The sequence below is a fragment of the Streptomyces sp. NPDC002044 genome (assembly GCF_040296725.1).
Taxonomy (GTDB): domain Bacteria; phylum Actinomycetota; class Actinomycetes; order Streptomycetales; family Streptomycetaceae; genus Streptomyces; species Streptomyces antarcticus.
Genome location: NZ_JBEOXU010000036.1, coordinates 8,803 through 21,982, shown reverse-complemented (window position 1 = coordinate 21,982; position 13,180 = coordinate 8,803). Strand labels below are relative to the sequence as shown.

Genomic DNA, 13,180 nt, shown 5'->3' with positions numbered 1-13,180 from the left:
CCAGGAACAGGCACTCACAGCTGGGTCCACCCGCGGAGTTCGGGGGCACCGGCCAGCGGCGTCCAGACAGGGCTGGCCGGCCCTTGGGTTTCGAGGTCTTCGAGGATGGCCGCGCCGAGAGGGACGCGCGCGGCGAAGCGGGTGACGAGGTCGTGGTCGGCGGTCATGCGCCGCAGGTCGGCGATGCGGTTGGCGAGGGTGGTGCGGGATGCGCCGGTGAGGATGAACAGGATGCGGGGGAAGCGGGGGTAGAACCGCTGCCAGGCGAGCGGGGTGTCCTGGTCGGCGACGGTGCCGCGCCGGCCGGGTGTCTGGGGGGTGTAGTCGTGGAAGCGGGCGTAGGTGATGAGTTTGCGTGCCAGGCGCTCGCTGCTCATCGTGGCGCGGTCGATCTCCACGAACGCCCGGTAGTGCATCCGGCGGGCGCCGGTGGAGGTGTAGTGGAAGACGGCGTCGGCGACGAGCCGGTCCTCACCTCCGGTGTCGGGGAGGCGGTGGGTGACCTCGGGAACCCAGTCCAGTGCCTGGTACTCGTCCCTGCGGGCCCGCGCGTCCTTCAGGAAGGTCAGGTGGGCGCGGACGCCGGTGAGGGTGTGGGCGGCGCGGAGCGCGGCGGCGGCCGGGCTGGGGATGGTGGAGATGTGGCGGCCCCGGAGCTCGGGCCAGTCGCCGACGGCCTGCGTGCCGGCGGGGGTGAGGAAGTAGGCGTGGTAGCCGCGGCCGCCCAGCGCTGTGTGGGCGATCAGCCCGTCCTCACGCAAGGGCCGCAGGATCTTGTGGATCTTGTTGGGCAGGGCGCCTGGCATGACCAGCTGGTGCAGTTGGGGGCTGGTCAGCAGGCGGTGCTGGGCGATCAGGGCCAGCGCCCGGTGAGCATGGGTGTCGGCCGTGTCGGGCTGGGCGACGGTAGCGGTGGTCATGCGTACTGCTCCTCGGACTGGTCATCGGGTGCGGGGGGTGCCTGCGGGGTCAGGCCGGTGAGGTATTCGCGGACCTGCTCCTCCTGGGCGAGGGCCGCGGCGGTGAGTGCGGACAGTGGGCGGGCCCCGGCGTTTGTGTGCGCGGCTTTGCGCAGGGCGCCGACGCGGGCCGGCTTCGCGAGCCGGCCGAAGACCTCTTTCAGCTCGGGGCCGCGGATGCGCAGGGGGCCGATGCGTTTGCCTGCGACGGTGAAGGAGGCGTAGTGCCACCACCGTTCGAGCCCGGCCGCGTCCTGTGGGGTGACCGAAGAGCCAGGCCACTGGTTGGTGATCTGCGCGATCGCCTCCACCGAGCCGGCTGTGGTGGACAGGCAGGAGGCGTTCTGCAGGAGCGCGGCCCGGGTGGTGGGGGTCAGGCGTTGCAGGAGCTGGGTCATGCCGTGCAGGCGGCAGCCGAACTTGCGGAGTTCCTCGGTGATCTGCGCGATGACGGTGGAGGCCCCGCTGTCCAGGGAGATCAGCTCGTCCAGGTAGAAGCGGAATGGGCGCCGCTTTGCCTCGGGGAGGTCGCGGCGGGACAGGCCGGCCCGCAGGAAGTCGCGGACGATCAGGGAGACGAGCAGCCGGTCGGTCGGCCCGGTCCCGGGCGGGCAGATCCACACGACGTGGCCCTCGTCCATTGCCCGCCGGATGTCGTACCCGCTGACCGGGCTGCCCAGGAACGCCCGGATGACTGGGTTCGCACCGAGCCGCTCCAGCGGGTTCAGCACGGTGAGGAGCCCTTCCCGCGGCAGGTCGAGGAAGCTGCTCGTCCACCACCGGGCCGCTTCCCCATCGAGGGCGCCGAGGGCCAGAGCGCGAAACGCCGCGTCAGTCAGGAGCGGGCGGACCTGGAAGATCGTGGCTTGCCGCTCCGGCAGGCCGGCCGCGGTTGCGCGGGTGTTGACCGCGACCAGCGCCTCGACGGCTTTGGTCAGGATGGTGAGCGCCCGTGGCGCGCTCACGTCGTCCCACCCCAGAGCGGTGGACATCGCGTCGACCACGGCAGCGACGACTTCGTAGGGTCGCTGGCCACTGGACATGTCCAGCAGGTTCCAGCAGCCCAGCAGGTCGTCTTCGCTTCTCACCGTGAGGTCGAAGAGGGCGATCCGCTCCATGATCTTGTCGTGGGCTAGGTAGCGGGCGACGTCGCTGAAGGAGTCGCCGTGCGGGTCCACGAACGCAAGGCCGCGGTCGTTGTGGGCGCTGGCGACTGCCTGGACCTGGGCGCGCATCGTCTTGCCCCAGCTGCTCTTGCCCGACTGCACTTCGAAGAGGGTGTCGTCCTCGTGTGTGGCCAGCAGCCGCTCCTGCCCGTCCGGCCCCCGGTGCCAGCCCTGCGGAATCAGGTCCGCCCCGTTCTTGAACGTGGGCATGTCCCTCTCCAGCAGCGGCACGGACGCCGCGCCGGTGGGCGGCTTGAGGAGCCCGGCCAGTTCTTCCAGGTGGGCCCACCCGTTGCGGGCCGGCCGCATCAGCGCGCTCGTCCAGCGCTCATCGAACCGCTTGCACCACGGCCACCGGTCCGGACCGATTCGCACCGGGCCCAGTGACCAGCCCTGGGAGGCGAGGCTGGTGGCGCCGGCGAACACGTCCAGGGCAGCGTTGACCCGGGCCAGGCGCTGCTCGGCGCGGCCCTCCTTGTTGGAAGCGCACCGCACCAGGATCTGCACCCGCACCAGCCCAGTGCTCTGCGTCAGCTTCCGCAGCACGGTTTCTCGTTCAAGCCGACGGGGCTGCGGGGACATGGCCATCCGGCCGCGGCCCGAGCGCTGCCCCTCGGCCGGATCCAGCAACTGCCGCAGGCCGAAGCTGCTGTCGGCTTCCCGGCTGATCCACCGCGCATCGCGCTGCGCTTCGCGACGGCCCTTGTCCCGGGCCCTCTGCATGATCTGCGCGCGGTGTACTGCCAGGCGCCATCGGGAGGCGGGGGACAGGTCAACGCAGACCTCGGCAAGGTCGCCGAACCGGGTCTTCAGGTCGGCGACTGCGTCGATCAGGGGCTGGAGCGGGTCGGGGTCCAGGGGTACGTCCCGCAGCCGGGCCCCGGGCTCACCCCGCAGGGTCAGGACAGCGCGCACCACGTACTTACGCCGTTTGTCGGCGATCGGAGCCGCCTCTATGACCTCCACCCTCGCCCCGTACGGCGTCTGCGCAAGCAGCGCCCGAGCGCCGGCAGGGGCCTCGATCCGGTAGCTCATGGGTTTCTTGCCGTCGGCGCGCAGCCGCAGCCGCACGGTGCGGGCCCGCGCGGGTACCCACCAGCGGCCGGCTCCGGCCGCGCTGATCAGCTGCATCCCCTGCCGCCAGATCTGCTCCGGACTCGGCGCGAACTCGGCGCTCGGCACCAGCTCTACGTACGTCCGTTTGGCCAGTGCCCTTTCAGCGAGGCGCCGCTGCAACGCCTCCCACCCTGCCAGCAGTACGCCGGCGGCCAGCGCCAGCCAGATGGCGTTGTCGAACACCCAGCGGACGACACCTCCGACAGCATCGGCCACGCCGACGATGGTGCCGACGGCCTCGCCTGCCAGTGTCACAGGGCTCGTTCCCATGATCCTTCTCCGTTCTGGGTATAGCGGACGCTGGCGGTGCGGCCGTCGAGGAAGGTCCCGGCCGGGTCGGCGCCGGCCCACACCAGCCGCACCACCGCAGCCTCGCGGCCGCCGGGCGCTGCCGCTGTGCTGGTGTCACGGCGGGCGGTCGCGGCCTGGATGCGGACCTGCGTGTATCCGGCCGTCTCTGCCGACCACGCCCTACGGCCGGCGGCCAGCAAATGCTTCTCGTCGTGCGGCGGCAGGTCCGGCGGGCTGGCCCGGTCCAGCGTCTGCTGGATGATCGGGTCCGCGGCCGGGCCGGACCCGGGCGGCGGCAGCTCGCTCGCCAGGGCACCGCCGGACTGCCCAGCCGCTGCGGCAACCTGCCCGGTCCCGGGCTGCGGAGCCGGAGATGAGGATGCCAGTGGACGGGCAGCAGGGACGGGAGCCTCGTCACTGAACGCCGGCGGGGGAGGCGCGGCGGTGGCGGAGGCAGCGCGGATCGTGCCCGACACCGGGGTTGGTGAGGCGAGAGCCTTGGGAGACGGCGCTGGGTCCGGAGCCGGGGCACCGGTCAGCCCTGCGGTCAGTAGCCAGGCTCCGGTGCAGGCGAGAGCGACGGCCGCGATGGCAAGCCGGAGACCGGTACACCAGTGCGTGACGGGGGTGTGGTTCACAGGATTCGGGCCCCGCCCGCGTAGTCGGGCATGGCGGTGACGGGGTCGATCCGGACGGGTTTGCCGGGCCTGGGAGCGTTGATCATTTTTCCGTCTCCGATGTAGAGGCCGACGTGATGGATGGTGGAGTCGGCTGTGGGGCTGTAGCCGTAGAAGACGAGGTCGCCGGGCTGGAGCGCGGCGAACCCAGCCGATGCGGGGATACGCCGGCCGACGCCCGCCTGGGCGGCCGCGGTCCGCGGCAAGGCGATACCGGCCTGGGCGTAGGCATAGAGAGTCAGGCCGGAGCAGTCGAAGCCGGTGACGGTGCGGCCGTCCTGCCCGCCCGGGGAACAGCAGATGCCGGTGGAGGGGCCCTTCGCGTTGCCGCCGCCCCAGGAGTAAGGCAGGCCCTGCTGCGCGAGCGCGGTCTTGATGACGCCGCCGATGTTCCCGCCAGGGATGTGCGGGGTCCGGCCGAGGGCGTCATAGCGGTCGATTCCGGAGAGGACGTCGTCCACGTACGCCCAGGACCGGTTGTAGGTGTGGATCGCGGCGCGCAGTTGCTGGCGGTCGCCCAGGTTGCGGCCACCTCCGCACAGGTACACGGCGGCGGATGCGGCGGCGTCGTCGGCGTTGTGCGGGCTGATGGTGCCGTCGTGGTTGCCGTCCTTCCCGTACGCGCGGAACGTCTCGGGCAGGAACTGGAAGGGGCCGACTGCCCGCTCGTACTCGGGGTCGTTGTCCCAGCGGCCGCCGTCGGTGTCGCGGATCGCAGTGGTGTTGCCGCCTGCGCCGGAGCCGTCGAGGCGGGGGCCGGTGATGATCGGGGTGATGTCGCCGCGCGCGCCGATGATGCGGCCTGACGCGTGGTCGGATTCCACCCGTGCGATCCCGGCGAGGATCTGCCAGCGCATTCCTTGGCAGGTGGGGACGTGCTGGCTGATCTGGGAGGCGCCGGTGAGGTACGCGGTGAGCATCCGTTCGGGGATCCCGGCGGCTGCCGCGTCAACGGTTCCGCCGCTGCCGGCGCCCGCCTGACTGCGCGTCGTGGCCGCGGCCAGCAGGACGGTTCCGGTGCAGGACACAGCCGTGACCAGGAGCAGTACGCCGAGGCATCCGAACTTCTTCCACCGCTTCACTGGCCGTCCCTTTCCTCACGCTGGCGGCGCTCGGCTGCGCGGGCTTCGAAGATCCGCCGGAGCCGGGCTGAATTCGCCGCCGTCCGGTCCGCCCGGACATCCGCCGGTGCCGGTGCCGGTGCCGGTGCTGGGACAGTGGCTTGGGGTCGGATACGGCGCCGGGGTGCCGGGTCCTGGCTGCTGCCCGGCGCTGCGTGGATGCGGTGCGGGGGAATTCCCCGGTCCGGGACGGCGCGTGAAGGGGGGACAGTTCCCGGTCTGGGGCGGCTGATTGACGCCGTCGTGGTCCGGGGGGCGGGCTGGCGGGTGCGGTCCAGCGGGGCCGTGCGGATGACGCCCGCGATGGCGGCGTCCCGGACGGTTCCGGCCGGATCGTGGACCTGCCACGCGGTCGCCAGAACCTGCCCGGTGTGGTCGACGCGATCGCGCACGGCGCGGCCGCCGTCGGCCCAGCGGCCGGTGTCCTCGCGCAGGTGGTGCCCGGCGACCCGCAGCTGCGTCCGGGCGTCGTCGGTGAACTCCGAGCCCGCGGCCTGAGCTGCGCTGAGGGTGCGGGGCAGGCCCACGGTCGCGCCGTAGGCGAGGCGGGCTGTCCCGGAGGCGATCCGGTATCCGCGCAGCCGGGAAGCCCGGGCGTGGATACGTGACCCGAGGAGCGGCCGGTCGGTGGCCGGGTCGTGGAGGATTTCACCGGACCACTGGTCCACCACCATCTCGCCTCCGGATGCGCCGTTCTGCTGAACAGAGGCGGCATTGTGGAAGTGGGCGGCCGCCGGGTGCTGACCGGGCTTGGGTCCGATGAGCGCTGCGTGCGCGCCGCGCAGGGCGATGGCGAGCGGGGCGATGCCGCGACGGCCCTCGGCTGCGGCGTCACCGAGGAACCGGCCCGGGGACATGGGCATCCCGGCACCGTCGGTGAGGGCGGCGAAGCTGCCCAGGGAGCGCAGCCGGTCGCCGAATGCGCCGTGCGCCGAGGAGAGGCCGCCGCCCAGCCTGCCGCTGAGGCCGCCGCTTCGTCCGGCAGGGCCGTGCAGGGCCAGGGCGGCACCGAACTCGGAGTTGTCGCCGCGCAGGTGGCTGCCGCCGACCTTGGCGAACTGCATCCGCATGGCCATCCGCTGCCCGAACCCGGCCGTCGCGGTCAGGATCCGCCGGTGCAGGACCAGGAACGCCAGCGCGAGGGCGTCCACGAGGAGGAGGCGCTCCACCATCTGGTCGGGGCCGGTGTCGGCGAGGAGCGCATCCACGGCGATCCCGAACAGCGGGAGCGCCATCGCGGCCATGAACGCCACCAGGGCGGAGACGACGAATACGCCGAGCCAGCGCCACAGCACCATGCGGGAGGGGCCCGGGAGCATCGCCCACACCCAGGCGACCGGGCCGGCGGCCGCCGCGGCGGCGTCGGCGCCCTGAGCGCCGAGCATCACCACGGCCATCGACACGATCATGAGTGCCACGACAATGACGGCGACCAAGAGCGCGAGCACCGACCAGACCCGGTCCCACGACGGCTGCTCGGCGTACGCGGCCGCCGACCGGCCGACCGGGCCCGCGCCCTGTAGATCCTTGAGCAGTGCGGGGAATCCCGTGGTGGGATTGTTCCTCTCTCGGCACCACTTCTCGCTCTGCGGGTCCAGATACGAGCAGCGGTCGGTGGGCTCGGCCTTCTGCGCTTGGGCCAGGCAGTAATCCTTCGCCGAACCGAAGAGGAGACGACACGAATCTTCCGGCTTGTCGGCGCGAGCCGCCTGCTGGCCTCGGCAGTGGTCGAGCGACGGCCCGTCGAGAAGCGCGCACGGATCCGTGCCGTCTGCCACCGGTGCCGTCGGCTTCGGCGCATTGCTTTTGATCCACTTCAGGTGGGCCCGGTACGCGGCGGACTCGCCGGGGCCCTTGGGGTCCAGGACGCGCCCGTACTGGAGGAGCATGTACGGCTTGACGACCAGCGCGTCCGTGAGGGCGTTCTGGATCGGGGTGGTGACCGTCTTCGCGTCGGCCTGTTCGTTGACGCACGCCTCGTGGGCTGAGCCCACCGCGCTGTCGCAGGGGCGGCCGCCGCGGCCGGGGGTATCGAAGTACGAGGACGTCGTGATGGACGCGACCTCGATCGCGGCCTGGTGGGTCTGCTGGAGAGGCCCGTCCTCGCCCAGCACGTAGTCCGGCCGGATGAACGCGCTCGCGGCCAACGCGGAGATGACCAGGGTCAGGGTGATCTCGCCCAGGCCCTTCCCGACCCGGCCTCGGACGAACAGGATCGCCCCGAAGATGAACGCCCAGCCGAGGAGGAGGCCGGCGAGGCCGAGGGCTCCGACGACGTGCCGCTGGTATGCGTCGGCGAGGCGCTGCGCTGGGTCGGTGAGCAGGGTCAGGAGCGGGAAGTCGAAGACGAAGCGGAGCAGCCAGCAGCACAGGCCGACCAGCAGCCGCACCAGGGTGAACAAGCCGTTCAGACACAGCCGCTGGGTTTCCCCGATGACATCGAACGGCAGGCCGTTGCGCAGGACAGCACTCTCGACCTGCTCGCCGACGGGCAAGGTGTCGATGCTGCTCTCCAGCCGGTAGCCGCTGAGCGGCACCCCCTCACGGGTGATGATGTCCAGCGGGCCCAGCAGCCCTCCGCCCTGCGCCGTGCCGTCGGCGGCCGCCGCGACCGCGGTGTTCGTCACCAGGAACACGACGGTCAGCAGCGCGGTGAAGCCGGCCGAGCGGAGCGTTCCCCGGTCTATGTCGTACCGGCCCAGCAGCCGGATCCGGTTCACCGTGTCCGCCGCTCGGCGCTCAGGACCATTCCCACGGCCCCGGCGATCGCAGCCGTGGAGAACAGCAGCAGCCCACTCCGCCAGCCCGCAGAAGCACGCACCCGGTCCGCCGCCCTCGTCACCACAGCAGGACTGACCATGGCCGCCCTCGTACGGCCGTCCGCCGCAGGAGGCGGGGAAGCGGGTACGGGCGTGGCGGGCAGGCGGGCGCAGTAGTCCCGGGCCGGCCCGATGAGGTGCATGCAGGGGCCGGCCTTCGATGCGGAGGCATGGTCCTGCGAGGAGGCCCATACGGCAGTGGTGCAGGTGAGGAGCAGCAGGGCGAGGGCACCGCCAAGGCGCAGACGCAGGTGGGTGGTCATCGCGGAGTCCCCCCAGGGGCCGACGCGTTGCGTGCGCCGCCGGGCGTCGTGAAGATCGATTTCTTGATGCGGGGTACCGGCGGGACGACGACCTTGATACGGCCTACCTGCATGCGGGGGTCACGCAGGAGCATTTCGCCCTCGCGTCCGCTCTGGCCGACCGGGGAGAGACCTGTAGTCACCAGGCGCAGGAGGTCCTCGTTCTCGTGGTCGAGGCCGAGGAAGCGCAGGCCCCGTGCGGCGCGGGCGCTGTCGGTGGTGCGGGCGAGAAACCGGTAGGCGATCAGCCCGGCATCCTTGCCAAGCTCCTGCTCGTCGTGGGCGCCCAGAAAGCACCCGGCGCCGTGCTTGCGACCGTCGTGGAGAATCTCGTGGACCAGGGCCGCGCCCTCAGCCGAAGAGGTAAGCCAGTACACCTCGTCCAGAGTCACGAGGCAGAACCGCTCCGGCTCGGTGAACGCGGCCTGCCGGGCGATCGCCGCGATCAGATACAGCACCGCCCGCCCGATCAGTGCCTCCAGCGGCTGCTGCCGCAGCACCTCGACATCGGCGAACGCCTCCTTCGGCGGCAGCGTCAGCCCGGCGGTGGTCACCACCACCATGTCCGCGCCCAGGTCCCCGTCCAGGGAGACGGGTGGCAGATCCGGGTCGAACACCATCGCCGCCAGGGGGTTGCTGCGGACGATCCGCAGCAGGTCGCCCATGCTCGCGGCCGCGTCCGCGCGGCTGCCGCTTCCGGCCGCAGCCAGCCCGGCGAGGACGTCCAGGACCTTTCCCATGGACGGCTTCGGGCTCCCGGCGACTTCCTCGACGGCGTGGTGAAGGACGGCGCCAGCCGGGCTCATCGCTCCGACGCCCAGCTGGAGGGTGAGGTAGGACAGGGCGTAGTGGGCGCCGACCGAGCCACCGAACACACGGAGCGGGTCGATGGACAGCTCGGCGCGCGCGGCGTCAATGATCTGGCAGCGGTCGCCCATCGCGGCCTGCGCGAAACTGGCCCACTCACGGACCGGGGTCCGGTCGATGACGATCGCCCGGCCGCCCCGGTCCACGACCGCGCCCGTGACCAGCTTCTCCAGTACGCTCTTGCCGCCGCCCAGGTCCCCGATCACCGCACTGGACGCGGACGCGTTGACCTGCGGAGCGTCAGCCGGGTTCAGCAACACCGGGCGGATGGTGCCGCTGTCCAGGTCGTGACCGATCATCATCCCGGCCGGATCACCCACCCTGGAGAGGGTGAGCGCGCCGGAGGCGGCCCAGTCCTCGGAAAGCTGGTGCTGGGTGAACTGCCCCAGCTTCTGCGCCCGCAGAGCACCGGGCAGGCCAACAGCGAACATCTCCTCCTGCATCCCGTACGGGCGCTCCGCCCGGTAGTCGCCACCCGACAGAGCCGAAGACAGCTCCCTGGCCCGCGCATCGCACGTCACCGGATCGGGCCCCCACACGGTCAGGACAGTCACGGACTGCACCTCGACCTCAACCGACGTCCGCGCCATCCGCGCGTCCTGCTCCGCCAGGTCCCCGGCCGCATCCGGCAGTGAGTGCGGCATACCGGTGGGCTGCGCCCCGTACTGCTCGGCCTGGTCCATCAGCTCGCGCTTCTTGCGCTGCACCTGCGCCCGCGCCTTCTTCGCCGGTACCACATGAAGGTCCACGACGACGTCGACGGGAAAGGGAAGCCCCTCCAGCTGGGCGAGGATGTCCGCGCTCTCCACCGACACCGCCGGCGGAAGCTCGGCGAGGACCAGGTGCGCCTGAAATCCGGTCCCGGACTCCGACTCGACCTGAAGCCACTTGCGGCCGACCGGCGAAGAGACACCCGCCGTCCGCCACCATGGCGCCTTCTCCCCCTTCGGAGCACCGCCCCGGGGCTGCCCGCCCTCGGCAAGACGGATCTGCCCGAGGTCGGCATAGGAAGGGGAACTCAGTACCCCCTCCCGGACGCGGCTGCCGTACAGGGGACTCTGCTCGGCGTCGCACAGCAGCGGCTCCTGGGGCAGGCCGCGGTGGACTGCGTGCTGGAGCAGCCACACGATCTCCGCCGGAGACGCCGGACGCAGCCCGAGCCCGCCCCCCAGGGACGTCTGGATCCGCTCAGCCTCCGCCACGGCGGCGGACAACTCCGCGTCCGTGACCGGGACCGCCGGCAGGTCCAGGGCAGCCGACAGCTCGGAGTAGAGGGCGCTGAACGTGGCCCCTGCCGCCGTCCCCTTGGCGGGGAGAGGGATGGCGAGCCACAGGGTCCGCTCGTGCATCTCCTGGCCGGCCAGCAGATCTACGGCTGCCTCGCAGGTCTGCGCCCACTGGGGCAGGCGCCGCCAGTCGAGGTCCGCGACCATCCGCTCCGCGACCTCCCCCGGATCGGTGCGCGAAGCGAGGACCAGGAGCCGGGGCTCCATGCCGGGCATCGACCGGACCAGGGAGGTGATCCGCCCCAGCAGTTCCTGGTGGACTCGGGCGGGCAGGTAACCGCCGGGCAGGGGAGCGACCCGCCATACGCCCCAGACGCGGGCCGACGTCGACCACAGCAGGTGGCCGCTGATGTGCCGGAATGGAGTCCTCACCGCGCACCCCCCTGTCCGGCACCGACGAGCAGCCGCGACAGACCTGAACCCGCCGCCGCGCTAGCGGAATCGGCCGCGACGCGCACCGCAGGCGCGGGCGCAGCCGTACGGCCCCGGGCCGGTACAGGCGCCGCGGTGCGTGCACCGGCCATCGCCAGGACGGCCTGCGGGGCGGGCACAGGGGTGATGACGAACCGGCAACGCATGTGCGACGGCCGCCGGTCCCTGGCGACCTTGCCGCCGACCAGCCCGGCCGGATGCCGGGCCAGCAGCACGAGGATGCCGGCGAGCGCGGTGAACGGGTTCTGCCCGGCGATCTGCGCCCCGCGCACCGCCCACACCGAAGCGAGCCACAGCACGACGGGAACCGGGCCGGCCCACGACCACCAGGCGTAGGTCTTGATGAGAGTGAACGCGCCACCCCCGAGCACCACGAGCTGCGCCGGGGTGTAGGGGCCGAACCAGACCGTCCAGTCGCCGAGCTTGCCGAGCACCCACGGGTGCCGGCGCGCCTTCGTGTAGACCCGCGCGATGCGCGGCCGCGTCTTCTCGCTCACAGGACCGGCCCCCGGTCCGGGGTGAACACGGCTGTGACCTGACCGGCGCCGCTGGCCGGGTTGTTGATCTCGTCGGAGAAGAGCGACGCGAGCGAGTCGCGGGAGGCGTAGAGCGACAAGGCGATGATCATCGCCAGCACCGCGCCGATCGCCGCCTTCACGGACAGACTCCGGGCGATGATCACAAGGACCACCAGCGTCAAAATGACCTTCAGGCCCTTGTCGCCCCAGTCGCCTAGGGTGTTGAGCAGGGAGTCGCCGAGCACATCAAGGCCACCGGCCAGAACCACAGAGTTCATCGCACACCGCCCGAGACCGGAGCCGGCGAAGAGGTGGCGGTGGAGATGGCGTTCGGGGCCGGGGCGGTGACGCCGGCTTCGAGCGCGCTGACCTCCCACCGCCCGGCGCGGGCGCTCACCTCAGCCCGGTACATCAGGGGCCACCTCGCCCCGTGCTTGTCCTCGCCCGTGACCCGGACCTCGACCCGTGCCTTCGAACCGTCTGCGGCCACGCCCTTGCCCATGGCCACCGCAGCGTCCGCGACGACATCCTCGACATCGACCCGTACGTACGGCGCTACGGCTGGCGCCGACACCCGCAGTCCCGGCGACAGGTACCGCTCCAGTCCAGCGCCCTGGCCGCCGCTGAGGTAGGTGCGGAGGAACTCGCCCAGCGACGTCTCCAACGCCGAATCGTGGGGGATCGGGTGGGTGAAGGGGGAAGCCGGTTCCGCGGCCGCGCCGGGGGCGGCGACCTCCGCCGGCGGTCCGCCGATCGTGACGGGTCCGCCGTCCTTCACCCCACTGCCGGACACGGCGAAGTACCGCACCGGCGGAACCTTGGTCTTTGGGCCCCCGTCCGGGGCGGGCACGGCCTGGTCGTGAAGTACGGCGACCACCACCGTCCACATCTCGGGGGTGGCCGTTGACCGCACCGCCATGACGCGCGCGGGAGCCGGTGCGCCACCGGTCCGCGAACGCCTGGGGAGCTCCACCTTCGAGGACAGCGAGCGGACCGCGGCCGCGACGGAGCTGTCCGGGTCGGCAGCGTCGGCCCGGAGCCACAGGTCCACGAACAGCTCCGCCACACCACGCGGATCCGCCGACGCCCGGACCGCTTCGACGGGGTACGGGGAGGGCGCAGCCTGCGCGGTGACGGTCCGCGGAACGGTAAGCGCGAGGGCCAGGGCCAGCGGCCCGGCCGCCAGCGCGGTCCAGATCCCGGCCCGGACGAACCTCGGCCCGCGGGAAACCGGCTGCCGGACCGGAACAGTCTCCGGACGAGCCGTACGGAGCGACGGGGAAGCCGCCTTCGCGACGCTGCGCCGGACTGTACGGCGACGGCCTGGCGGGGGAGGAGCGGGGGTCATGGTGACGCCTTCCTTGGGAGGAGTTGTGTTCTGCTCCCAAGGAACGGCGGCCCCCTCACCGGTTGGATCACCACGGCCACCCATGCCGCGTCACGGGTGGACAACGGTCCAGCCGGTGACTCACCGGTGACTCCCGGAAGACTCACCAGTGACGTCACCAGTAACCTCCCCATTGCAGGTCACAGCCTTGCTGGCGGGATGACGCCGCGGGGGAGGGCTTGCCTGCTGCGGGTGCGGCCGGTGTCGTCCGTGCGAAGGAACGCGGGGGCCGGCCCGTA

Annotated in this window: 10 protein-coding genes; all 10 read right to left on the bottom strand. The window is 72.0% G+C overall.

The annotated features are described in order from the left end of the window. Positions 1–14: 14 nt before the first annotated feature. Positions 15–920 (bottom strand): replication-relaxation family protein, encoded by a 906-nt coding sequence (locus ABT106_RS12425; protein ID WP_351275779.1) that lies wholly within the window; start codon positions 918–920, stop codon positions 15–17. Beyond that, entirely contained in the window at positions 917–3,511 is a 2,595-nt protein-coding gene (locus ABT106_RS12420) for an ATP/GTP-binding protein (protein WP_351275777.1), read from the bottom strand. Before ABT106_RS12420 ends, ABT106_RS12425 begins: the two co-directional genes overlap by 4 nt. Further along, on the bottom strand, positions 3,493–4,008 hold the full coding sequence (locus ABT106_RS12415; RefSeq protein ID WP_351275775.1) for a hypothetical protein: 516 nt from the start codon (positions 4,006–4,008) through the stop codon (positions 3,493–3,495). The genes ABT106_RS12420 and ABT106_RS12415 overlap by 19 nt, the downstream gene beginning before the upstream one ends. Before the next feature lie 158 nt (positions 4,009–4,166). Beyond that, positions 4,167–5,291 carry a C40 family peptidase gene (locus ABT106_RS12410; RefSeq protein WP_351275773.1) on the bottom strand — a complete coding sequence of 375 codons (1,125 nt, stop codon included), beginning with the start codon at positions 5,289–5,291 and terminating at the stop codon, positions 4,167–4,169. Then, positions 5,288–8,050 (bottom strand): hypothetical protein, encoded by a 2,763-nt coding sequence (locus tag ABT106_RS12405; protein ID WP_351275771.1) that lies wholly within the window; start codon positions 8,048–8,050, stop codon positions 5,288–5,290. Before ABT106_RS12405 ends, ABT106_RS12410 begins: the two co-directional genes overlap by 4 nt. Beyond that, entirely contained in the window at positions 8,047–8,412 is a 366-nt protein-coding gene (locus tag ABT106_RS12400; RefSeq protein WP_351275769.1) for a hypothetical protein, read from the bottom strand. The genes ABT106_RS12405 and ABT106_RS12400 overlap by 4 nt, the downstream gene beginning before the upstream one ends. After that, a complete protein-coding gene (locus tag ABT106_RS12395; RefSeq protein WP_351275767.1) occupies positions 8,409–10,976 on the bottom strand; it encodes an ATP-binding protein in 2,568 nt (855 codons plus the stop codon). Before ABT106_RS12395 ends, ABT106_RS12400 begins: the two co-directional genes overlap by 4 nt. After that, a complete protein-coding gene (locus ABT106_RS12390; protein ID WP_351275765.1) occupies positions 10,973–11,533 on the bottom strand; it encodes a hypothetical protein in 561 nt (186 codons plus the stop codon). Before ABT106_RS12390 ends, ABT106_RS12395 begins: the two co-directional genes overlap by 4 nt. Further along, positions 11,530–11,832, bottom strand: a complete 303-nt coding sequence (locus tag ABT106_RS12385; protein ID WP_351275763.1) for a hypothetical protein — start codon at positions 11,830–11,832, stop codon at positions 11,530–11,532. The genes ABT106_RS12390 and ABT106_RS12385 overlap by 4 nt, the downstream gene beginning before the upstream one ends. Continuing rightward, entirely contained in the window at positions 11,829–12,620 is a 792-nt protein-coding gene (locus ABT106_RS12380) for a conjugal transfer protein (RefSeq protein WP_351275761.1), read from the bottom strand. The genes ABT106_RS12385 and ABT106_RS12380 overlap by 4 nt, the downstream gene beginning before the upstream one ends. Positions 12,621–13,180: the final 560 nt, after the last annotated feature.

Coding starts and splice junctions, on each gene's coding strand:
- ABT106_RS12425 (WP_351275779.1), bottom strand. CDS start 920: ATGACCACCGCTACCGTCGCCCAGCCCGACACGGCCGACACCCATGCT.
- ABT106_RS12420 (WP_351275777.1), bottom strand. CDS start 3,511: ATGGGAACGAGCCCTGTGACACTGGCAGGCGAGGCCGTCGGCACCATC.
- ABT106_RS12400 (WP_351275769.1), bottom strand. CDS start 8,412: ATGACCACCCACCTGCGTCTGCGCCTTGGCGGTGCCCTCGCCCTGCTG.
- ABT106_RS12385 (WP_351275763.1), bottom strand. CDS start 11,832: ATGAACTCTGTGGTTCTGGCCGGTGGCCTTGATGTGCTCGGCGACTCC.